General features: G+C 71.8%; 18 protein-coding genes. 13 read left to right on the top strand and 5 right to left on the bottom strand.

What is annotated here, in order from left to right:
• Positions 1 to 7: 7 nt before the first annotated feature.
• Together ACZ4Z5_RS03200 and ACZ4Z5_RS03195 are read right to left on the bottom strand one after the other, a co-directional pair.
• Complete coding sequence (locus ACZ4Z5_RS03200) at positions 8 to 181, bottom strand: hypothetical protein (protein ID WP_468255869.1); 174 nt, start codon at positions 179 to 181, stop codon at positions 8 to 10.
• A gap of 976 nt (positions 182 to 1157) precedes the next feature.
• A complete protein-coding gene (locus ACZ4Z5_RS03195; RefSeq protein WP_468255867.1) occupies positions 1158 to 2750 on the bottom strand; it encodes a protein kinase domain-containing protein in 1593 nt (530 codons plus the stop codon).
• 303 nt (positions 2751 to 3053) lie between these two features.
• On the opposite strand from ACZ4Z5_RS03195, the gene ACZ4Z5_RS03190 reads away from it, so the two are divergent.
• Entirely contained in the window at positions 3054 to 4694 is a 1641-nt protein-coding gene (locus ACZ4Z5_RS03190; protein ID WP_468255865.1) for a protein kinase domain-containing protein, read from the top strand.
• Positions 4695 to 4757: 63 nt separating this feature from the next.
• On the opposite strand, the gene ACZ4Z5_RS03185 is transcribed toward ACZ4Z5_RS03190, so the two are convergent.
• Positions 4758 to 5804: a phosphotransferase gene (locus ACZ4Z5_RS03185; protein WP_468255862.1), complete on the bottom strand. Its 1047-nt coding sequence runs from the start codon at positions 5802 to 5804 to the stop codon at positions 4758 to 4760.
• Between the two features lie 304 nt (positions 5805 to 6108).
• Positions 6109 to 6771: a response regulator gene (locus ACZ4Z5_RS03180; RefSeq protein ID WP_468255860.1), complete on the bottom strand. Its 663-nt coding sequence runs from the start codon at positions 6769 to 6771 to the stop codon at positions 6109 to 6111.
• Between the two features lie 328 nt (positions 6772 to 7099).
• Here ACZ4Z5_RS03180 and pdhA point away from each other — a divergent pair, with 328 nt between their 5' ends.
• The 5 genes from pdhA to ACZ4Z5_RS03155 all read left to right on the top strand — a co-directional run bounded on the left by pdhA (position 7100) and on the right by ACZ4Z5_RS03155 (position 12981).
• On the top strand, positions 7100 to 8287 hold the full coding sequence (pdhA, locus tag ACZ4Z5_RS03175) for a pyruvate dehydrogenase (acetyl-transferring) E1 component subunit alpha (RefSeq protein WP_468255858.1): 1188 nt from the start codon (positions 7100 to 7102) through the stop codon (positions 8285 to 8287).
• Between the two features lie 3 nt (positions 8288 to 8290).
• Positions 8291 to 9271 (top strand): alpha-ketoacid dehydrogenase subunit beta, encoded by a 981-nt coding sequence (locus ACZ4Z5_RS03170; RefSeq protein WP_468255855.1) that lies wholly within the window; start codon positions 8291 to 8293, stop codon positions 9269 to 9271.
• A gap of 9 nt (positions 9272 to 9280) precedes the next feature.
• Complete coding sequence (locus tag ACZ4Z5_RS03165) at positions 9281 to 10711, top strand: dihydrolipoamide acetyltransferase family protein (RefSeq protein ID WP_468255853.1); 1431 nt, start codon at positions 9281 to 9283, stop codon at positions 10709 to 10711.
• A 237-nt stretch (positions 10712 to 10948) separates the two neighbouring features.
• Positions 10949 to 11668: a GntR family transcriptional regulator gene (locus tag ACZ4Z5_RS03160; RefSeq protein ID WP_468255851.1), complete on the top strand. Its 720-nt coding sequence runs from the start codon at positions 10949 to 10951 to the stop codon at positions 11666 to 11668.
• Positions 11665 to 12981, top strand: coding sequence for an MFS transporter (locus ACZ4Z5_RS03155; RefSeq protein ID WP_468255848.1), 1317 nt, complete (start codon positions 11665 to 11667; stop codon positions 12979 to 12981). The genes ACZ4Z5_RS03160 and ACZ4Z5_RS03155 overlap by 4 nt, the downstream gene beginning before the upstream one ends.
• Positions 12982 to 13203: 222 nt before the next feature.
• Here the strand turns inward: ACZ4Z5_RS03155 and ACZ4Z5_RS03150 are convergent, their stop codons facing one another.
• Complete coding sequence (locus ACZ4Z5_RS03150) at positions 13204 to 14028, bottom strand: maleylpyruvate isomerase family mycothiol-dependent enzyme (protein ID WP_468255845.1); 825 nt, start codon at positions 14026 to 14028, stop codon at positions 13204 to 13206.
• Between the two features lie 147 nt (positions 14029 to 14175).
• On the opposite strand from ACZ4Z5_RS03150, the gene ACZ4Z5_RS03145 reads away from it, so the two are divergent.
• From ACZ4Z5_RS03145 to ACZ4Z5_RS03115, 7 genes are all read left to right on the top strand, one after another.
• Positions 14176 to 15009 carry a carbon-nitrogen family hydrolase gene (locus ACZ4Z5_RS03145; RefSeq protein WP_468255843.1) on the top strand — a complete coding sequence of 278 codons (834 nt, stop codon included), beginning with the start codon at positions 14176 to 14178 and terminating at the stop codon, positions 15007 to 15009.
• A 404-nt stretch (positions 15010 to 15413) separates the two neighbouring features.
• Positions 15414 to 15848, top strand: coding sequence for a hypothetical protein (locus ACZ4Z5_RS03140; protein WP_468256601.1), 435 nt, complete (start codon positions 15414 to 15416; stop codon positions 15846 to 15848).
• A gap of 302 nt (positions 15849 to 16150) precedes the next feature.
• Positions 16151 to 16762, top strand: coding sequence for a toxin (locus tag ACZ4Z5_RS03135; RefSeq protein WP_468256599.1), 612 nt, complete (start codon positions 16151 to 16153; stop codon positions 16760 to 16762).
• Entirely contained in the window at positions 16759 to 18027 is a 1269-nt protein-coding gene (locus ACZ4Z5_RS03130; protein ID WP_468255840.1) for an MAB_1171c family putative transporter, read from the top strand. Before ACZ4Z5_RS03135 ends, ACZ4Z5_RS03130 begins: the two co-directional genes overlap by 4 nt.
• Positions 18024 to 18731 carry a hypothetical protein gene (locus ACZ4Z5_RS03125; RefSeq protein ID WP_468255837.1) on the top strand — a complete coding sequence of 236 codons (708 nt, stop codon included), beginning with the start codon at positions 18024 to 18026 and terminating at the stop codon, positions 18729 to 18731. The genes ACZ4Z5_RS03130 and ACZ4Z5_RS03125 overlap by 4 nt, the downstream gene beginning before the upstream one ends.
• A gap of 280 nt (positions 18732 to 19011) precedes the next feature.
• Complete coding sequence (locus tag ACZ4Z5_RS03120; protein ID WP_468255834.1) at positions 19012 to 20238, top strand: MFS transporter; 1227 nt, start codon at positions 19012 to 19014, stop codon at positions 20236 to 20238.
• A gap of 4 nt (positions 20239 to 20242) precedes the next feature.
• Positions 20243 to 21358, top strand: a complete 1116-nt coding sequence (locus tag ACZ4Z5_RS03115) for a sulfite oxidase (protein WP_468255831.1) — start codon at positions 20243 to 20245, stop codon at positions 21356 to 21358.
• Positions 21359 to 21514: the final 156 nt, after the last annotated feature.

Below are 21514 nucleotides of genomic sequence, written 5' to 3'. Positions count from 1 at the left end.
GCCGGTGTCACTGGCGGCGCAGGCGCCACCCCAGGAACCCCAGCCCCAGGCCGGTGAGCGTCAGCCCCGCCCCCAGGGACAGCACATGGACCCGCACGTCGGCGCCGGTGGGGACGAGCCGCTCGGGCGCGCGGTGGGCGGCGGCCGGAGGCGGCGGACTCGGCGACGAGATCTCCGTCACGGTCGTCCCGTACTCCTCGGCCTCCGGAGCCGAAACATCCGGTTCGTCCGTTTCGTGTTTCCATGGGGGCCGGTCGTGCCGTCCGCGCCCCGGGCCGTCCCGGTGGTCACGCGATGTGTCCTTCGACGGGCGGACGACGTCGCTCTCCGCCGGCTTCACGGACGGCCGCTCCCCGGGCTTCCCGAGGGGCTTCCCGGGCCGCCGCGCCGGAGGCTCCGCACGCGCGCCGGGCGTCCGGGTCGCCTGCGGTGTGCCCGGCACGGTCCCACCCGGCGTCGACGGCTCACCGGTGACCTCGGCCGCGTCGTCCCGATGCTGCTCCTGCGCCGTCCCCGGGCCGACGGACACCGCGCCGTCCTGCGGCCGCCCGCTCTGCTCGTGCCGCCCGGCGTCCTCCGCCGGGGGGCGCGCCCCATCCGACCTCCCGGGACGCGGCCGTCCCTCGCCCGCGGGCCGTCCGGCGAGCTCCCCGTCCGGGCTCCGCCCGGCCGCCACCGTCGTAAGCGGCTGGGGTCCGCCAGGCCCCGTCCCGTGCGCCCCGGGCGGAGTCGACCCCACGCCCAGCAGCGCCACTCCCGCCAAGGCGCACCCACCGACCGCGACGCCGCTGAGTGGCCGGATCCCTGGAGCCATTGCGCGGCCCCCTCCCGTACTGGCACGGAGTCCCGAGGTGACAGAGAAAAGCGTCACACGGAGAGCCCCGGCGGGCACGTCGCACTACTGCGTACGCGTGGACCACGGCCACGGCTATCGCTATCGCTATCGCTATCGCTATGGCGCCGGCTACGGGGGCCGGCGCCGGAACCGGGCAGGGCGGACCGCGGCTACGGCTACGGCGCCGGCACCGGGAAGTCCGACCGCCGGGGGGAGCGCCTCCCGGACAGTGCACCGGACGCGCACCAGCCGGCGCCTCCGCAACAGGGTGCCGGAGACGACGAAGGGGCGGCACCGCAGTGCCGCCCCTTCGTCGGGAAGATCACTTCGGGGGGTTGCCCGTCGAGACCTCAAGCGTGAACGTCGTGCCCGACGGGTCCACTGCCGTGCCCTTGGCGGGCCACTGCTGCACCACCACGCCCTCGCCCCACTGGGCGTTGTCCACGTCCTTGGGGTCGACCTTCCAGCCGGCGGCCTGGAGGCATTCCTTCACCGACAGGATGTCCTTGTAGACGAAGTCGGGGGCGCGGACCTTCTCCGGGTCCAGGGAGTCCTTGGACGGATCCGTGCACTCCTCTGCGTCGATCTTGCGGTGGCGTTCCGGACCCTTGTGGTCGGCGGCCGGAGCGCTGGTCTCGGTGCCGCCGCCCCGGTTGCCGCCTTCCTCCTCGTCGCCGCCGCGGGTGAGGGCGGTGACCAGACCGCCGATGGCGATCAGGGCGACCAGGACCGCACCCACGACGACCGGCGCGTTCCGCCTGCCGCCGCCCGGGGCCATCGGGACGGGCGTGGGGGAGACCGCGTACGGCGGCGGCGTCTGCGCCACCGGCGGCGCGGGCTGCTGCGGGTAGCCGTACGACGGGGCCGGCGTGTGGGCCGGGGCCGACGGCGCGTACGGGCCGGGCTGGTACGGGGTCTGGACCTGGCCGACGGGCATCCCGCCCGACTGGTCGACCGGCGGGAAGACCGTGGACCCGACTGCCGCACCGCTGCTCACCGGGCCGTTGCCGGTGATGGCGGGCGCGCCGATCGGCTGGCCCGAGCCCATCACCCGCGCGCACTCGTCACGCATCGCCGCCGCGCTCGGGAAGCGCTCGTTCGGGTTCTTCTTCAGTGCCCGCGCGACCAGGGCGTCCAGCGCCGGCGGGATCGAACGGTTCACCGAGGACGGCGGTACCGGCTCCTCCTGCACATGCGCGTACGCGATGGCGAGCGGCGAGTCCGCGTCGAACGGCAGCCGGCCGGTCAGCAGCTGGAACAGCATGATGCCTACGGAGTACAGGTCGGAGCGGGCGTCCACGCCGCGGCCCAGCGCCTGCTCGGGCGACAGGTACTGCGGAGTGCCGACCACCATGCCGGTCTGCGTCATCGACGTCACACCGGACTGCATGGCGCGCGCGATGCCGAAGTCCATGACTTTGACCACACCGCGCTTGGTCACCATGACGTTGCCGGGCTTGATGTCCCGGTGGACCAGCCCCATTTCATGACTGGCCTCCAGCGCGGCCAGCACATCGGCCGTCACCTTCAGTGCCTTGTCGGCCGGCATGGCGCCGTACTGCTGGATGTCGGCCTGGAGCACGGAGCCCAGCGGCCGGCCCTCGACGTACTCCATGACGATGTACGGCATCGGAGCGCCGTCCAGCACGTCCTCACCGGTGTCGAACACCGAGACGATGTTGGTGTGCTGAAGCTTCGCCACCGCCTGCGCCTCGCGGCGGAACCGCTCGCGGAACGACTGTTCCCGGCCGAGCTCGGTGTGCAGCGTCTTGATGGCGACCTGGCGGTCGAGTGCGGTGTCGTGCGCGAGATAGACGGACGCCATGCCGCCCTCGCCGAGCAGATCGCGCAGCTGATAGCGCCCGCCCGCGACGGACCCGCCTGCGTAGCGGCCCCGTGCGCCGTCCTGGCTCATGACTCTTGCATCCCCCTTGGCGCGAAGGCCCGCTGCCGTGCACTGCGATCCAGACCCTTTATGTACGCGCCAAGTCTGCCCGAGGGCCGGGGCACGTCAAGCCGCGGGCCCGTTCCGTGACGGTACGCACAACAACCGTCTCGGAAGCGTTACAGGACCGCCACCGATTTGCACCGGTGTACGGGCAACGACGGCGCCGCCCCGCTCATCTCAGACCGTGAGGTCGTACCGAGGCTGTAGCGTGCACTACCGGAACACCGTAACGACCACCGCACCAGCGGCCAGATACGACGGCGAGGAAAGATGGCACCCGAACCCGAGGGAAACGGCGCCGGGATGGCCGATGCGCACGACCAGGAGGCATGGGGAGTCGGCGGTCTCGTCGGCGACGGGCGCTACCGGCTGACGCACCGCCTGGGCCGGGGTGGCATGGCGGAGGTGTTCGCTGCCGAGGACGTACGGCTCGGCCGTACCGTCGCCGTCAAGCTGCTGCGTCCGGACCTGGCCGAGGATCCGGTCTCCAAGGCCCGGTTCACCCGTGAGGCACAGTCCGTCGCGGGGCTCAACCACCATGCGATCGTCGCCGTCTACGACTCCGGCGAGGACGTCGTGGGCGCCAACTCCGTTCCGTACATCGTGATGGAGCTCGTCGAGGGCCGGACCATCCGTGATCTGCTCGTCAGCGCGGAGGCTCCGCCGCTGGACCAGGCGCTCATCATCGTCTCCGGTGTCCTTGAGGCCCTCGCGTACTCGCACCAGCACGGCATCGTGCACCGGGACATCAAGCCGGCGAACGTCATCATCACCAACAGCGGCGCCGTGAAGGTGATGGACTTCGGCATCGCCCGCGCCCTGCACGGCGCGCAGTCGACGATGACGCAGACCGGCATGGTGATGGGCACGCCCCAGTACCTCTCCCCGGAACAGGCCCTGGGCAAGGCCGTGGACCACCGCAGCGACCTGTACGCGACGGGCTGTCTGCTCTACGAACTGCTCGCCCTGCGGCCCCCGTTCACCGGTGAGACCCCGCTCTCCGTCGTCTACCAGCATGTACAGGACATGCCCGTTCCGCCGTCCGAGGTGTCGGACGGGGTGCCGCCGGAGCTCGACGGCATGGCCATGCGCGCGCTCGCGAAGGACCCGGACGACCGGTTCCAGAGCGCCGAGGAGATGCGCGGCCTGGTCCAGTACGCGCTCCAGATGCTCCAGGAGCAGGGCGGCCACAGCGGCACCTGGAACACCGGACCGGTCGCCGTCCACGACGGCCGGAACGCCACCAGCGGCGTCGCCGCGACCACCGTGATGGGCCACCAGCCCCACCCCGTCCACGGAGAGACGTCGCAGTTCGGTGCGCCGATCCTGCCGCCGCCGAACCCGCACGACGGCGGATACGACGGCGGTCACGGGTCCGGCGGCACCGGGCGCGGAGGCCGCGGCAAGGTCGTGCTGTTCCTCGTGCTCGCCCTGGTGGCGATCACCGCGGGCGTCGCGTTCGCGATCAAGGCGGCGAACACCGGCGGCGGTACGCAGGAGAACCAGAAGCCGACCAACAGCCCCACCTCGACCAAGCCGTCGCCCTCGCCCACGCCCGAGGAGAGCACCGGCGAGGAGGAGGAGACCGGAACCTCCACCGACGGAGGCGGCGGCTGGACCCAGGACCCGCCCAAGACCCAGGAACCGCCCAGCCAGCAGCCCAGCTACACGCCGTCCGGCGAGCCCTCTGACCCGACGGACCCCGGCACCACCGACGGCGGCACCGACCCCGGCACCACCGACGGCGGGACCGACCCCGGCACCACCGACGGCGGGACCGACCCGGGTACCGCCAACGGCGGCACCGACCCGGGTACCGCCAACGGCGGGACCGACCCGGGCACCGCCAACGGCGGCGCCGACGGCAACGTCACCACCGGTACGGGCACGACGACGGGTACGACTCCCTGAGGACGGCCTGAGGCCCCGCGGGGGCCCGAGAAACTTCACCAGGGCGCGTTCACCGGAGCGCGCTCATCCGGAGAACGCGTCGCACACCGCCTCGTACTCGCGGGTCCACCAGACCGCAAGGGCCGATGCCGCAGGGAACTGCGCGTCGGCCCTTCGGTCTCCCAGCTGGTAGCGCCAGCGCAGGTGCCAGAAGTCGTTGAGGCGCTCCCACCACACCCGGTGGGCGGCCGCGGCCAGCTCGCCCGCCGCCGCACCGGCGGCACGCCGGTAGGCGCGCGCATAGGCGCGGATCTTGGGCAGCTCCAGCCGGCCGCACGGCGCCACGAAGAAGATCACCGCGGCCCGGACCGCCTCCTCGGCGCGCGGCTGGACGTCCAGCCGGTCCCAGTCGACGATCGCCACCGGCTCGCTGCCCCGGTACAGCAGGTTCAGCGGATGGAAGTCGCCGTGCACCCAGCCCGCGGCGGGAGCGCCCGGCGAGGGCGGCCTGCGGTGTACCTGCCGGTGCAGCATTGCGCGACGCTCCACCAGCCGGTGCTCGGCGAGCTCGTCGAAGGCGTCCCGGGGCCTCCTCCCGCGGACCAGCGTCAGCAGTTCGTCGATCACGCCGAAGGTGTCGGCGGGGTCGGCGCTGCTGTGTTCCTGCCGTGCGGACCGCTCTCCGTCGGCCTTCCCGGGCCGGTCGGCCGCGTCCACGCCCATCACCTGCTCCAGACGCGTGTGCACGAGTCCGAGGAGCGCCCCGAGGCGCCGGGACTGCAGGGTGCTCAGCTGGGCGCCGTCCCGGTGCCGGCCGTCGATCCAGGGGTGCAGGGCGTAGCAGCGGCCGTCGATCACCGTGACCGTGTTGCCGTCGTCGTCCGCGACCGGCGGTGCGACCGGCACCCCGACCGCCTGGAGCAGCTGGGTCGCACGGTGCTGGCGGACGATCGCGTCCCGGTCGCCGTCGAGATGGTGCTTCAGGAAGAAGGTGCCGCGGGTGGTGGTGAGACGGTAACCGTGGTTGAGCAGCCCCTGCGCGACGCGTTCGCAGGTCAGAGGCTCGGCTGCGGGCCGGTAGCGGCGCAGCAGGGCGCCCACGGGAGGAAGGGTTGCAGATGAGCGCGACACGTCCCAGATGTTAGATCACGCAGTGTGCTCATCCGGTCGACGCTTGACATGAGCGGTGCCGAGCCTTAGGGGCACGGGGATCGTGGGGTTCGCCGGGGCACGGGGATCGCGGGGGTTCGCCGGGACGCGGGGATCACGGGGATCACGGAGACCCCAGAGCCACTGCGACCCGGCAGGCGTAACGAGCTCGGGGATCACAACGAGCCCAGAGATCAAGGCACGCCAGGGAATCACGGCGCGTTCGGTAATCACGTCGGCGGCATCAGTGGGCGCGAAGCCGTGCGCCCCGGTCCCGCCCCGCGCGTCACTTCTGCTTCTCGGCCTTGAGTCGCGCCACGTACGCCGCCGCCTGCGAGCGGCGTGCCATGCCCAGCTTGGACAGCAGGCTGGACACATAGTTCTTGATCGTCTTCTCGGCGAGGTGGAGCCGCTCCCCTATCGCCCGGTTCGTCATGCCCTCGCCGATGAGGTCCAGGATCTTCCGCTCCTGGTCGGTGAGCTGGGACAGCCGGTCGTCGCCCTTGCCGCCGGCGCCGTTGCGCAGCCGCTCCAGCACCCGGGCGGTGGCGACCGGGTCCAGCAGCGACCTGCCGGCCGCCACGTCCCGGACCGCCGCCAGCAGCTCGCTGCCGCGGATCGCCTTGAGGACGTAGCCGGAGGCGCCCGCCATGATCGCGTCGAAGAGGGCCTCGTCATCGGCGAACGAGGTCAGCATCAGGCACTTGATGTCCTCGTTCCGGGAGCGGACCTCACGGCACACCTCGACCCCGCTGCCGTCCGGCAGGCGCACGTCGAGCAGGGCCACATCGGGGCGGGTGGCCGGGATCCGCACCAGGGCGTCCGCAGCGGTGCCCGCCTCACCGATCACTTCGATGTCGTCCTCGGAGGAGAGCAGGTCGTGGACTCCGCGGCGGACGACTTCGTGGTCGTCAAGGAGAAAAACCGTGATTTTTCCTTCTTCACCCACGGAGCCAGTTTCACACATTCACTCTTCCCGTGGCGCGGGTCACCGGGATAACGTGCCCCTGTTCCGGCGGTCTGCAAGGCTGTGACCAGTGGTTGTTCCCAGCATTCCCGATTTACTTGGAAATCCAAGCAAAATCGCAGGTCAAATGGGGTTTCGCAGTAATGCGGTGCACTGGGTAACGTGCCTTCGGCAGGGCACTCGCCGGGGTACCTGTCACGCCTGTCTCCCGGCCGAGTAGCACCCACCCCCGTGCACACGTACGGATACAGGCGAGCCGCACTGGCACACCCGGCGAACCCGGGGGCCGGACAGACGGAGGAGCACGCACGTGACCGTGGAGAGTACTGCCGCGCGCAAACCGCGTCGCAGCAGCAGCGGCAGCAGCAAGCGGGCCGGCACCGGTGCCGCGAAGCAGCCGCAGAGCACGACGGAACCCCAGCTCGTACAGCTGCTCACGCCCGAGGGCGAGCGCGTCGAGAACCCGGAGTACGACGGCTTCGTGGCCGACCTCACCCCCGAGGCGCTGCGCGGTCTCTACCGGGACATGGTCCTGACGAGGCGCTTCGACGCCGAGGCCACCGCCCTGCAGCGCCAGGGCGAGCTGGGCCTGTGGGCGTCGCTGCTCGGCCAGGAGGCCGCCCAGATCGGTTCGGGCCGCGCCCTGCGCGACGACGACTACGTCTTCCCGACCTACCGTGAGCACGGCGTCGCCTGGTGCCGCGACGTCGACCCGACGAATCTGCTGGGCATGTTCCGTGGCGTCAACCACGGCGGCTGGGATCCCAACACCAACAATTTCCACCTGTACACGATCGTCATCGGTTCGCAGACGCTGCACGCCACCGGCTATGCCATGGGCGTGGCGAAGGACGGCGCCGATTCGGCCGTGATCGCGTACTTCGGTGACGGCGCGTCCAGCCAGGGCGACGTAGCCGAGGCCTTCACCTTCTCCGCGGTCTACAACGCGCCCGTCGTGTTCTTCTGCCAGAACAACCAGTGGGCGATCTCCGAGCCCACCGAGCGGCAGACCCGTGTCCCGCTGTACCAGCGCGCGCAGGGCTTCGGCTTCCCCGGTGTCCGCGTCGACGGCAACGACGTCCTCGCCTGCCTGGCCGTGACCCGCTCTGCGCTGGAGCGCGCCCGCCGCGGCGAGGGCCCGACCCTGGTCGAGGCGTTCACCTACCGCATGGGTGCCCACACCACCTCCGACGACCCGACCCGCTACCGGCACGACGACGAGCGGGCCGCCTGGGAGGCCAAGGACCCGATCCTGCGGCTCAAGGCGTACCTGGAGAGGGAGGGGCACGCGGACGAGGAGTTCTTCGCCTCCCTGGAGGAGGAGAGCGTCGCGCTCGGCAAGCGGGTGCGCGAGGCCGTGCGTGCCATGCCGGACCCGGACCACATGGCGATCTTCGAGAACATCTACGCCGACGGGCACGCCCTCGTCGACGAGGAGCGCGCGCAGTTCGCCGCGTACCAGGCGTCGTTCGCCGATGCGGCCGAGGAGGGCAAGTAAGCCATGGCAGTGGAGAAGATGTCGGTCGCCAAGGCGCTCAACGAGTCGCTGCGCAAGGCTCTCGATACCGACCCCAAGGTCGTGATCATGGGTGAGGACGTCGGCAAGCTCGGTGGCGTCTTCCGGATCACCGACGGGCTGCAGAAGGACTTCGGCGAGGGCCGGGTCATCGACACCCCGCTCGCCGAGTCGGGCATCGTGGGCACCGCGATCGGTCTGGCGCTGCGCGGCTACCGCCCGGTCGTCGAGATCCAGTTCGACGGTTTCGTCTTCCCCGCGTACGACCAGATCGTCACGCAGCTCGCGAAGATGCACGCCCGGGCCCTCGGCAAGGTCAAGCTCCCGGTCGTCGTCCGTATCCCCTACGGCGGCGGCATCGGCGCGGTCGAGCACCACTCCGAGTCCCCGGAGGCGCTGTTCGCGCACGTCGCGGGCCTGAAGGTGGTCTCGCCTTCCACGCCGTCCGACGCGTACTGGATGCTGCAGCAGGCCATCCAGAGCGACGACCCGGTGGTGTTCTTCGAGCCGAAGCGCCGCTACTGGGACAAGGGCGAGGTGGACACCGAGGCCATCCCCGGCGAGCTGCACTCCGCGCGCGTCGCCCGTCAGGGCACCGACCTCACGCTGGCCGCCTACGGTCCGATGGTGAAGGTCTGCCTGGAGGCCGCGGCCGCGGCCCAGGAGGAGGGCAAGTCGCTGGAGGTCGTGGACCTTCGCTCGATGTCGCCCGTCGACTTCGACACCGTGCAGACGTCGGTGGAGAAGACGGGCCGGCTGGTCGTGGTCCACGAGGCCCCGGTGTTCCTGGGCGTGGGCTCCGAGATCGCCGCGCGGATCACCGAGCGCTGCTTCTACCACCTGGAGGCCCCGGTGCTGAGGGTCGGCGGCTACCACGCGCCGTACCCGCCGGCGCGCCTGGAGGAGGAGTACCTCCCGGGCCTGGACCGTGTGCTCGACGCCGTCGACCGCTCGCTGGCGTACTAGGAGAGGTTCGTGACGACGATGACCGAGACCCGGTTCCGCGAGTTCAAGATGCCCGACGTGGGCGAGGGACTCACCGAGGCCGAGATCCTCAAGTGGTACGTCCAGCCCGGTGACACCGTCACCGACGGCCAGGTCGTGTGCGAGGTCGAGACGGCGAAGGCCGCCGTCGAACTGCCCATCCCGTACGACGGAGTGGTGCACGAGCTGCGTTTCGCAGAGGGCACCACCGTGGACGTCGGCACGGCGATCATCACCGTGGACGTGGCGCCGGGCTCCGGCCCGGCCGTCGAGGAGCAGCCCCCGCCGGCCGCCACCGAGCCGACGCTCGCCGCCGCGGAGCCGGCCCCCGCCGAGAAGCCCGAGGGACGCAAGCCGGTCCTGGTGGGCTACGGCGTCGCCGAGTCCTCCACCAAGCGCCGGCCGCGCAAGGGCACGGCCGCCCGGCAGGCGCCGGCAGAGGCAGCGGCCGGCGGGCAGACCGCCGTGCAGGCCGAGCTGAACGGGCACGCGCCCGTGCAGGCCCGGCCGCTGGCGAAGCCGCCGGTCCGCAAGCTGGCGAAGGACCTCGGGGTCGACCTGGCGTCGGTGACGCCGACCGGCCCGGACGGGATCATCACCCGCGAGGACGTCCACGCGGCCGCGGCGACCGCAGCGGCCCCGGTGGCTCCGGCGGTCCCGGCCGAGGCGCCCGCGCCCGCCGCGGTGCCGGCCCCTGCGGCGGCCGTCGTGTCGCCCGGGGCGCGCGAGACCCGCATCCCGGTCAAGGGGGTCCGCAAGGCCACCGCGCAGGCGATGGTCGGCAGCGCCTTCACCGCGCCTCACGTCACCGAGTTCATCACGGTCGACGTGACCCGCACGATGAAGCTGGTCGACGAGCTCAAGGCCGACAAGGACATGGCGGGACTGCGGGTCAACCCGCTGCTGCTCGTCGCCAAGGCCCTGCTGCTCGCCATCCGCCGCAACCCGGACGTCAACGCGGCATGGGACGAGGCCAACCAGGAGATCGTGCTCAAGCACTACGTCAACCTGGGCATCGCGGCCGCCACCCCGCGGGGACTGATCGTGCCGAACATCAAGGACGCGCACGCCATGACCCTGCCGGAGCTGTCCCAGGCGCTCTCCGAGCTGGTCTCCACCGCCCGTGAGGGCAAGACCTCCCCGGCGGCCATGCAGGGCGGCACGGTCACCATCACCAACGTCGGCGTCTTCGGCGTCGACACCGGTACGCCCATCCTGAACCCCGGCGAGTCGGCGATCCTCGCGGTCGGCGCGATCAAGCTCCAGCCGTGGGTCCACAAGGGCAAGGTGAAGCCCCGTCAGGTCACCACGCTCGCCCTGTCCTTCGACCACCGCCTGGTCGACGGCGAGCTCGGCTCCAAGGTCCTCGCGGACATCGCCGCGATCCTGGAGAACCCGAGGAAGCTCATCACCTGGGGCTGACACCCCGTCCGTCCGGACCCGGAGCAGCAGCCCGGGGCCCCGCGACGAGTCCGAAGGGTCCCGCGACGACGTGTACGGCGTCGGCGCGGGACCCTTCGGCATTCAGGACGGGCTCCGCGCCGTCTGTACCAGGACGGCTCCGCCCCTTCGGCGCTCGCGGACGGGCTCCTCACGAACCCGTCCCGTATGGCGGACGAAGCCTCCCCCCGGGACACCTGTTGTATCTATGCTGTGCGCATGCCTGTCGCGCCGCCTGCCGGGAACCCGAAGTCCGCGACGCCCCCGAAGCAGCAGCCTGCCGCCGAACGCGTCTACGCACACGTCAAACAGGCGGTGCTGGAACGGCGTTACGAGGGAGGCACCCTCCTCACGGAGGGCGAACTCGCCGAGGCCGTCGGGGTGTCCAGGACCCCCGTACGGGAGGCACTGCTCCGGCTTGAGGCGGAAGGCCTCATCAGGCTCTACCCGAAGAAGGGCGCGCTGGTCCTCGCGGTGTCCGCGCAGGAGATCGCCGACGTCGTCGAGACCCGTCTGCTGGTGGAGGAGTTCGCGGTCCGGAGGGCGGTGCCCGCTCCCGCCGCGCTGCTCGGCCGGCTGGAGGCGCTCGTCGAGGAGCACCGGGCCCGCGCCGCCACCGGGGACCTCGGCGCCGTCGCCGTCACCGACCGGTGCTTCCACGCGGAGATCGTCCGGCACGCCGGCAATGAGATCCTGAGCAGGCTGTACGACCAGATGCGGGACCGGCAGCTCCGCATGGGCGTGACGGTGATGCACGCGCAGCCCGACCGGATCGCCAAGAACATCGAGGAGCACACCGAGATCCTCGACGCGATCAGGGCGGGGGACGCCGAACTGGCGGCACAGCGGGTGCGGCGGCATCTGAGCTGGGTCGAGGTCGTCGTCTGGGGAGATACCCGGGGGGACGTCAGGGGAGACATCCGGGGAGACGTCCGGTGAGCGCAGGGCCAGGCGCCGGGGCGGGCGCGGGACTCCCGGGGGACCCTCCCGGCGGCCGTCGGGCGGCGTTCGTGTGGGGGATCGGCGTCTCGGTCTACTTCGTCGCCGTCATCTTCCGGACCAGCCTCGGTGTGGCGGGCCTCGACGCCGCCGAGCGGTTCGACGTCAACGCCTCGGCCCTGTCGACGTTCTCGATCCTCCAGCTGCTCGTCTACGCAGGGATGCAGATACCCGTCGGCCTCATGGTCGACCGGCTCGGCACGAAGAAGGTGCTGGCCATCGGGACGGTGCTGTTCACCGCCGGACAGCTGGGCTTCGCACTGTCGCCCTCGTACGGGACGGCGCTGGCCTCCCGGGCGCTCCTCGGCTGCGGTGACGCGATGACCTTCATCAGTGTGCTGCGGCTCGGCTCCCGTTGGTTCCCCGCACGGCGGGGGCCGCTGATCGCCCAAGTGGCCGCGCTGTTCGGGATGGCGGGCAATCTGGTGTCCACGATCCTCGTCTCGCGGCTGCTGCACGGCCTCGGGTGGACCACCACCTTCGCCGGGAGCGCGGCGGCCGGCGCGGTCGTGCTGCTCCTCCTGCTGCTGTTCCTCCGGGACCACCCGGACGGGCGCCGCCCGGTGCCGGCCCGGCACTCGGGCATGGCCTTCGTCCGTGGGCAGATCGCCGAGTCGTGGCGTGAGCCCGGCACCCGGCTCGGCCTGTGGGTGCACTTCACCACGCAGTTCCCGGCGATGGTGTTCCTGCTGCTCTGGGGGATGCCCTTCCTGGTCGAGGCGCAGGGGCTGACCCGGGCGGCGGCCGGCGAGCTGCTGACCCTCGTGGTGGTGTCCAACATGGTGGTGGGGCTCGTCTACGGGCAGCTCGTCGCCCGGCGCCAGACGGCCCGTGCGCCCCTGGCGCTCGCCACGATCGCGGCGACCGCGCTGCTCTGGGCCGCCACCATCGCGTACCCGCGGGACCATGCGCCGCTGTGGCTGCTGGTCATGTTGTGCACGGTGCTCGGGGCGTGCGGGCCGGCGTCGATGATCGGGTTCGACTTCGCGCGCCCGGCGAATCCGCCGGAGCGTCAGGGAACGGCCTCGGGCATCGTCAACATGGGGGGCTTCGTCGCATCCATGGTGACGCTGCTCGCGATCGGGGTGCTGCTGGACGCCACCGGCGACGACTACCGGATCGCATTCGCCTCGGTCTTCGTGCTCGAAGCGCTCGGCCTCGTGCAGATCCTGCGGCTGCGGTCCCGTACCGCGCGCCGGGAGCGCGACCAGCTCATGGCGAGCCGGGTCGAAACGGTCCACGTGCCGGTGTGAGATCACGGTCCATGTGGGCGCGCCATGGACGGCCAGTGCGATGTGTCCGTGCCTTGTGCCCCTGCCGTGTGCCCCAGCCATGGGCCGCCCCCGGCGGGGGCGCCACCCGACGGGGACGTGGACGTGCGCCGAGCTTCGGGACGGGGGCGTGGACGTGTGCCGGGCCCGCCGCGGTCGACCGATCCGGGCGGGCGCACAACGTGCCCTCGGCGCCGGCCAGCCCTACGGCGTGACGGCGAAGGCGCTCAGGATCGCGTCCGCGAGCGCCCGGTCGCCCTCGATCTTCAGCCGGTCCGCGACGGTGGCGGGGCGGACCCGGCCGCAGGCCAGGCGGACGTAGGTCTCCCAGTCCATGGCCAGCGTCACCGCGGGGCCGAGGGACGGGGCGGCGTTGATCGTGCCCCGGCCCTGGGCGTCCACGCGCACCGTGCGCATGAACTCGACCGGCCCGTGGACGTCGAGCACGACCGCCGAATGCGACGGGGCCTTCGCGTCGTTCGCGATGACCTTCGGCAGGGCCTCCAGCAGGACGTCGCGGGTCACATGGGCGCCGGGCGAGTCGAGGTTGCCGGGCACACCGAGCGCCGTACGCAGATCCTGCTCGTGCACCCAGATGTCGAACGCCCGCATACGCATGGCCAGTTCGAGTGTCTGCTGGGCACCCAGCGGGGCGCGGACCATGTGGTCCGGGGCGCGGTTCTCATTGCGCAGCTGCCGGTTCCGCCGGATGATCGTGTACTCCAGCTCGGCGAGCATCTCGGGCGCAGTGTGGTGCCGCCGCACATCGACCTGGGCCTCCATGTAGCGGGCGAAGTCGGTCCGCACATGGAACAGGTCGCGGGGCAGCGAATGGATGGGCCTCGGGTCTCCCAGCATCTCGCAGTCCAGGCCGATGACGTGCGACACGATGTCCCGCACGGACCAGCCGGGGCACGGTGTGGGACGGTTCCACTCGCCCTCGACGAGTGGCTGGACCAGCTCTGATATCGCTTCGACGGAGTGGGTCCAGGCGTCGGCGTAGGGCTGCAGGCTTGCGTGGATGGTCACGGGACCCCTCGGGCGGTTCTTCGGTTCTCTGCGGGCGGCATGGGAGGCTTGGCAGCTAAGTTACGCTGCCCAAAGGCACCCCGGCAGTGCTTTCGTGTGACGATCGTAGGCCCGTGTTGACGACTCGAATGCCAGGACGGTGGTAGTGTGCGCGCCTCGCTGATCCAGATCGGTGCAGACCCGGAAGAACCGGTGGAAACCCGAAGGCGGCGTGCCGCAGCCCTGGTACGGGAGCAGGCGGGCGCCGATGTCGTGGTGCTTCCCGAACTGTGGACCACGGGTGCGTTCGCCTACGAGTCGTTCGCCTCGGAGGCCGAGCCGCTGGACGGGCCGACCCACGAGATCATGGCGAAGGCCGCGGCGGACGCGGGGGTGTGGCTGCACGCCGGCTCCATCGTCGAACGCGCGGTGTCCGCCAGCGGATCCGCGGACGAGGGCGCCACCACGCTCTACAACACCTCGCTGGTGTTCTCTCCCGCCGGGGAACTGGCCGGCACCTACCGCAAGATCCACCGCTTCGGCTTCGACACGGGCGAGGCCGTGATGATGGGTGCGGGTGACGAACTGGTCACCGTGGAGCTCCCGGGCGGGCCGGTCCTCGGCCTGGCCACCTGCTACGACCTGCGTTTCCCCGAGCTCTTCCGCGGTCTGGTCGACGCGGGCGCCACCGCCTTCGTGATCCCGGCCGGCTGGCCGGCCCGCCGCCGTGAGCACTGGACGCTGCTGGCCCGCGCCCGCGCGGTCGAGAACCAGTCGTTCGTGCTCGCCTGTGGCAGCGCCGGTACCAACGGAGGCGTGGAACAGGCCGGCCACAGCATCGTCGTGGACCCGTGGGGCGAGGTGCTCGCCGAGGCGGGATCCGGCGAGCACGTCCTCACGGTCGACCTGGATCCGGCCAAAGTGGCGGAGATCCGGGAGCAGTTCCCTGCGCTGAAGGACCGTCTGCTCGGCGTTCCGGCCCCGGCGCGCCGTCGGCCGTAGTGTCATACTGGAGGCGCAGCCCTTCGTGCATCCCCCGTCGCGAAGGGCTGCGTCCGTGCGCGCCCGGTGTGCCGCCAGGGGGCGGGCGGCCGGGCGGCTGCCGCGAGCTCCGCCCGTACGTGTCCGGCGTACCCGTACGGACCGTCAACTGCCAACGGACACACGGGCAAGAGACTCCCCTCGTGGCCTCCTGCCCGCGTGTTTTTTCGAGTTAACAGTGACGTAGAGTGTTTTCGCAAGCCCGGCCCGGTCCGTGGAGCGGGATGCGCCCTTTTGTCTCGGATGTTGAGGCTGTCGGTACGGGGTCGGTTACAGTACGAGCCCGTCGACCGGATATCGAGCACCGCGAGCACCGCATGACCAGGCGGGCTCACCAGGCGGTGGACGTGAACGTGGGGGCCCCGATGGAGAACGGCGCAGAGCAGACGCCAGAGTTGAGAAGTCTGCAGCAGAAGGTCGAGTACATGGTCGAGAAGACCTTCCCGGGCCGGAAGGTCTCCGGCCGGGCGTTCGCCGACCTCGTCAAGGAGCGTGGCGGCGCCCTTTCGCACAGCTACTTCTCCAACATCCTCGCGGGCAAGGTCACCCACCCCTCGGAGGACATCCTCAAGGCACTCGGACTGGGCTTCGGCGTCGACTGGCGGTTCTTCAAGGAGGAGTCCGAGATCGTCGACGACGTCGTCGCCGGGCTGCAGTTCCTCGCGAAGCGGCGCACCGGGGAGATCAGCGGGGTGGCCGGGCGGGGACTCGACGACGACGGACTCCCCGCGGAACTCCTGGAGTTCGCGCTCGCCCTGCTGGAGGACAACACCAGGGGAAAGGGCGGCGACGACTCCTGACGGCGCGGCTCCCGGGGCGGCATTCGGCGCGGCGCCGACCTCGTCGCTCCGTCCCTGCGCACCCGCGCGACGCATCGGCGCCGCGTATTCTCGGCGCGCGGCACGGCGCACCGGTGCCGCGTACGCACAGACGCGGAACCGGCCGCGTACGCGCAGACGCGGGGCTGCAGGGCGAGCCGACGGGAATACGTGGTGCGGCAGGGGCGTCGGCCACCCCCTCTGAATGTTGGGGCCGTTGGGGCAGTTGGCTAAAATCGCCGACCGCATGTCACATGACACGTGACGACGACCAAGAGGCCCCGATGTCCATGCGTGAGCTGCGGAAAGAGTGCGAAGCCGGACTGGCCGACCTTCCCATCCCGGCCCCTTTCAGCATCGAGGCACTGGTGGCCAACATGGAGGCCGCCCGTGGCCGCACCATCGTGCTGAGGGAGCTTCCCGACCGCCTGGCCCGGGTGAACGCCGCCTGCGGACTGCGCCTCAAGTCCGGTGACACGAGCTTCGTGCTCTACCGCCGGCGGCCCACGGAGTACCAGACCCAGCACGTCATCCTGCACGAGCTGTGCCACGAGTGGTTCGACCACGGCACCAGCCTCGACGCGGAGCAGCTCCGGAAGCTGCTGCCGGTGTTCGACACCTCGCTGATCAGCCGGATGGTGGGGTCGGGCGCCACGGTCCAGGCCCGTGCCCAGTACGACACCCACGACGAGCGCATGGCCGAGTTCGGCGCCTCGCTCATCCCGCGCATGGCGAGGGAGGTGGCGAGCGACGACATGGTCGGACGTCTGGCGAACTCCCTGTCCCGGCCGGTGGCCCACCGCCGCAGGGCGCTCTTCCGCCGCCGCTGGAACACCGCGGAGCGGAGCCGCCCATCCGTGCTTCCCGACCCCCCACACCCCGAGGATTCCCCGTGACCCCGCTCGACCTCGCCGGCTACCTGATAGCCGGTCTGATGACCGCCGTCGCCCTGTGGCGCATGCCGGCCGCGCTGTGGGGCGACGAAGAGGACAAACGCCGACGCGCCCTGTGGGGCTGCTACGCGGGCTTCGCCGTCGCCCTGTGGACCAAGACGTACGTCGTCCGCACGGCGCTCAACAACAGCCCCGTCGTGGACCTCGCCGTCCTGATCAAGCACTACACGGCCACCGTCGCCATCCTGGCCATCCTCAGCTACATCGTCGCCATCTACGGACACTTCCCGGACGACGGGGCCATCCCCCGGCACGTCCGGTTCGCGCGGGCCATCCAACACGTGGCGGCCAAGGCGTCGGTGGCCACCCTGCTCCTGCTGACCGTGCTCTTCTTCACCGTGGTCGACCGCTCCGTGCCCTCCGACCGCTTCGTCTCCGAGCACGCCGGTCAGTGGGGCGCCACGCTCTACATGAGCGTGTTCTACCTCTACCTGGGTGCCGCCTCCGCCGTCTGCGCGTACCAGTGGGCGCTGGCGACCGCCGACGCGAAGCTCCGCCATCTGCGGGTCGGCCTGGGCATGATGACCTTCGCGATGTTCATCGGGGTCGGCTACACCGTGAGCAGGACCCTGTTCATGTGGGTCAGCGTCGTGGACCAGCCCGGCAGGAGCTTCGCGCTGTACTTCGACGAGGTCACCGAGGCCGCGCAGGTCGTGCTGTTCGCTTTCTTCGCGGTGGGCGCGTCCATCCCGGCCTTCAGCAAGGGCTGGCGCCGCGTGCGGCTCTGGAGGGCCCAGGCGCGGCTGCACCTGCTGTGGCGGGAGCTGATGACCGCCTTTCCCGACCAGCCCTTCGAGCCGCCGGCCCCCCTGCTCCGTGAACTGACCCGGTTCGACACCCCCGCGGACCTCCGTGTGGACCGGTGGGCCGCGGACATCGCGGACGCCGTCGAGAAGCTCCGGCACTACGTCCCGGACAGCCTGCTGCGGGCCGCCAAGGAGGCCGCCGAGGGCTCCGGCGCGGACGGCACCACGACGGCGGGGGACACCGGTCCGCTGGCCGACGCGCTCTGGATCAGGGCGGCCCTCGCCGCCAAGGCCGGCGGTGCGCCGGCCGGGCGGGCCGCGGCCGTCGAGCCGAAGCACGCGACCGACCAGGACGACGAGGTCGCCTGGCTGGTGCGGGTCGCCGTCGCGTTCCGGACCGTCGGCGACGACCGGGCCCGTGCCGTCCTGGAGGCATCGGGCTCCCTGGAGGCCACGGCATGAGGCAAGAAGCGAACAAGGCGGAGGCCACCGTGACGGCATCCGTGACGGATGCCGTGTCGGCAGCCACGACTGCCGACAGGAACGGCCGGCCCCCGGCGCCGGCCGACGCCACCGAGCCGTCCCCGCCGACGGGCCGTACCGCCGCCGTCGCCCGGACCGTCACCGACGTCCTGCAGCCTCGCAACATCCTCCTTGCCGGCATGCTGGGCGTCGGTCTGGCCGCGGCCGGCGACTGGACGGGTGTGCCGTGGGGGCTGCTCGGCGCCCTGTGCGCCGGGCTCGTCCCGGCCGGCTACATCGAGTGGGAGCGCAAACGCGGCACCTGGGGCGACCGCCATGTGGTCGACCGCACCAAGAGGGCCCCGATCTTCTTCGTCATCCTCGGTTCCATCGGCACCGGCTCCGCCCTCATGGTCCTCGGCAATGCGCCGCTCGGCATCCTGGTGGCGATGCTCGCGCTCTGGGTGATGACCATCGGGCTCCTGGCCGTCAACACCGTGTGGAAGATCTCGGTCGACTCGGCGGTCGCCGCGGCGGTCGTGGCCCTCCTGGTCATGGTCCACGAACCCTGGTGGCTCCTCGCCGCCCCCCTGACGGTCGCCGTCTGCTGGTCCCGGGTGGCCCTGCGCTATCACACCGTCGCCCAGACGGTGGCCGGCGCGTCCCTGGGCGCGGCGACGGCGACGGCGTTCCTGTTCGTCTGAGCGCTTCCTACCCAGCCCCTTCGTCTCGTCCGAGGTCTTCGTCCGAGCCCTCTTGCCCGAGCGCTTCATTCGGACTCCCGCCCGCACGGGTCGAGCGCACCCCAGCGATACGTCAGGTACGCGTCAATCCACTTTCTGCACGAGCGGAGCGGTCCGTAGACTCCCCGGCATGAGCAGACGACATTGATCCTCGGCAGCGGGTCCGGGAACGGGCTGCCGCGGGCCGCCGCACGGGTGAGCACCCGGCGACCCCGTCCGTTCCGCAGAAGGACCCACACCGATGCTCACCTCTTCGTCATGCCTGCTCGACCCCCGGGTGCGACGGCTGGAGCGAACGCTCTACGCCTACGCGGGACTAGAGGACTTCGTCCTGCTCTACCCCGTCTACGCGCTGCTGTTCGCCGAGCACGGCCTCGGCACCGCCGAGATCTCCTCCCTGTTCGCCCTCTGGTCACTCGTCGGCCTGTTGCTGGAAGTCCCCTCGGGCGTCTGGGCCGACGTCGTGTCCCGCCGTCTGATGATGATCGTCGGCCCCCTGCTGACGGCGGCCGGCTTCGCCCTGTGGGTGCTGGTCCCGTCGTACGGGGCGTTCGCCGCCGGATTCGTGCTCTGGGGCATCGGCGGCTCCCTGCGCTCCGGTGCGCTGGAGGCGCTGGTGCACGACGAGCTCGAACGGCTCGGCGCGGCCTCCCGCTACGCCCGCGTCATGGGGCGGGCCACCGCGGCGGGCATGGCGGCGACCGCCACGGCCACAGCGGTGGCCGCCCCCGCCCTAGCCTTCGGCGGCCACCTCCTGCTCGGTGCGGCGAGCGTCGCCGCCTCTCTGCTGTGCGCGGCCGTCGGCGCGCTGCTGCCCGAGCACCGGACGCAGAGCCGGCCTGAGGCCGGGGCCCCGTCCCCCGGCTACGCCGCCACCCTGCGCGCCGGTCTCGCGGAGGTGCGCGGCAGCCGCCCCGTACGGCAGGCGCTGGTCCTGTCCGTCGTGGTGACCTCGGTCTGGGGCGCCCTCGACGAGTACGTGCCGCTGCTCGCCGCCGCGACCGGCGTGGCGGCGGCCGCCGTTCCGCTGCTGGCGCTGGTCGTGTGGGGCGGTGTGACGCTCGGTTCGCTGCTGGTGGGGCGGGCCGAACGGCTCACCGGCCGTGCCCTGGGCGTCTGCGTGGCGGGTGCCGCCGTCGCCCTCTCGGCCGGTGCGCTGTCCGGCAGGCCGGCCGGATTCGTGCTCGTCGGCGCCGGCTTCCTGGTGTTCCAGCTCGCCGACGTCCTGGCCGACGCCCGCCTTCAGGAGTCCATCTCCGGTCCGAGCCGCGCGACCGTCACCTCCCTCGCCGGATTCGGTACGAGCCTGGCCACGCTCCTCGTCTACGGCGCGTACGCGGCGCTGTCCGCCCACGCGTCGCACGGCACCGTCTTCGCCCTGCTCGCCGTCCCCTACCTCCTTGTCGCAGTGGCCCTCGCCGCCCCGCGGCCGGGGACTCGCCGTCGCGACCGCGGCGGCGCACGATGAAGGGGTGGACGGACGCATCGACGACGTCAGCGGCCCCGCCCGTCTTGCGGAGGACGGCGAAGCCATCGGCTTCGACGAGCTGGCGCTCGCCGCCCGCAACCACGGCCTCCCCCTGGAGGCCCTGCGCTACGACGTCACCCCGCCGGGACTGCACTACGTCCTCGTCCACTACGACATCCCCGTGGCCGACGCCGGCCACTGGCACCTCCGGGTGCGCGGGCGGGTCCGGTCCGAACTCGACCTCGACGTCCCTGCCCTGCAGCGGTACCCCGCGGTGACCCACCGGGTCACCATGGAGTGCGCCGGCAACGGAAGGGCCCGCCTCGCGCCCCGCCCGGTCAGCCAGCCCTGGCTGGTCGAGGCGGTCGGCACGGCCGAGTGGACGGGGGTGCCGCTGCGCACCCTGCTCGCCGAGGCCGGGATCGGGGAGGACGCGGTCGAGGTGGTGTTCACCGGGGCCGACCACGGTGTGGAACGCGGCGTGGAGCAGGACTACATGCGCAGCCTGCCGGTCGGCGTTGCGACCGCCGGGCACCCCGAGGTGCTCGTCGCGTACGGCATGAACGGCGTGCCGCTGCCGCCGCAGCACGGGTATCCGCTACGGCTCGTCGTGCCGGGCTGGTACGGCATGGCGCACGTGAAGTGGCTGACGGCAGTCGAGGTCACGGACACCCCGTTCACCGGGTTCCAGCAGTCCGTCGCGTACCGCTACCGCCGTACCCCCGACGACCCGGGCATCCCGGTGACCCGGATCGCGCCGCGGGCGCTGATGGTCCCGCCGGGTTTCCCGGACTTCATGTCACGGGAGCGGGTGGTGCGGCCCGGCACCGTACGGCTGGAGGGCCGCGCCTGGTCCGGGTACGCGCCGGTGACGGACGTGCACATGAGCACCGACGGCGGGCGCACCTGGCACGAGGCGGCACTGGACGCCGTCGGCGGGCACGAGTGGGCGTGGCGGCGCTGGCGCGCGGAATGGACCGCCGTCCCGGGCCGGTACGTGCTCTGTGCCCGCGCCACCGACGGGGACGGACGCACCCAGCCGCTGGAACAGCCCTGGAACCGGGGCGGGTTCGGCAACAACCTCGTCCAGCGGGTGTCGGTGCTCTGCCTGCCGGGCTGACGGTCACGGACGGGGGCGGCCCGGAGGACGGGGGCGGCCCGGAGGGCGCGTCCGGGCCGGGACGGGGTCTACGCCGGATGGGCGAACCGCAGCGGCGCACGAGGAAGCGGGTGTGCGCGGCCGCGAGTCGTGTGTGGTGGCTGCCGGAGGCTGTGC

Source organism: Streptomyces sp. NPDC030222, from assembly GCF_055573115.1.
The sequence above is the reverse complement of the archived record's forward strand: the minus strand, read 5'-3'. Positions and strand labels throughout refer to the sequence as shown.

Coding starts and splice junctions, on each gene's coding strand:
- ACZ4Z5_RS03120 (WP_468255834.1), top strand. CDS start 19,012: ATGCTCACCTCTTCGTCATGCCTGCTCGACCCCCGGGTGCGACGGCTG.
- ACZ4Z5_RS03125 (WP_468255837.1), top strand. CDS start 18,024: ATGAGGCAAGAAGCGAACAAGGCGGAGGCCACCGTGACGGCATCCGTG.
- ACZ4Z5_RS03140 (WP_468256601.1), top strand. CDS start 15,414: ATGGAGAACGGCGCAGAGCAGACGCCAGAGTTGAGAAGTCTGCAGCAG.
- ACZ4Z5_RS03160 (WP_468255851.1), top strand. CDS start 10,949: ATGCCTGTCGCGCCGCCTGCCGGGAACCCGAAGTCCGCGACGCCCCCG.
- ACZ4Z5_RS03195 (WP_468255867.1), bottom strand. CDS start 2,750: ATGAGCCAGGACGGCGCACGGGGCCGCTACGCAGGCGGGTCCGTCGCG.
- ACZ4Z5_RS03135 (WP_468256599.1), top strand. CDS start 16,151: ATGTCCATGCGTGAGCTGCGGAAAGAGTGCGAAGCCGGACTGGCCGAC.
- ACZ4Z5_RS03190 (WP_468255865.1), top strand. CDS start 3,054: ATGGCACCCGAACCCGAGGGAAACGGCGCCGGGATGGCCGATGCGCAC.
- ACZ4Z5_RS03170 (WP_468255855.1), top strand. CDS start 8,291: ATGGCAGTGGAGAAGATGTCGGTCGCCAAGGCGCTCAACGAGTCGCTG.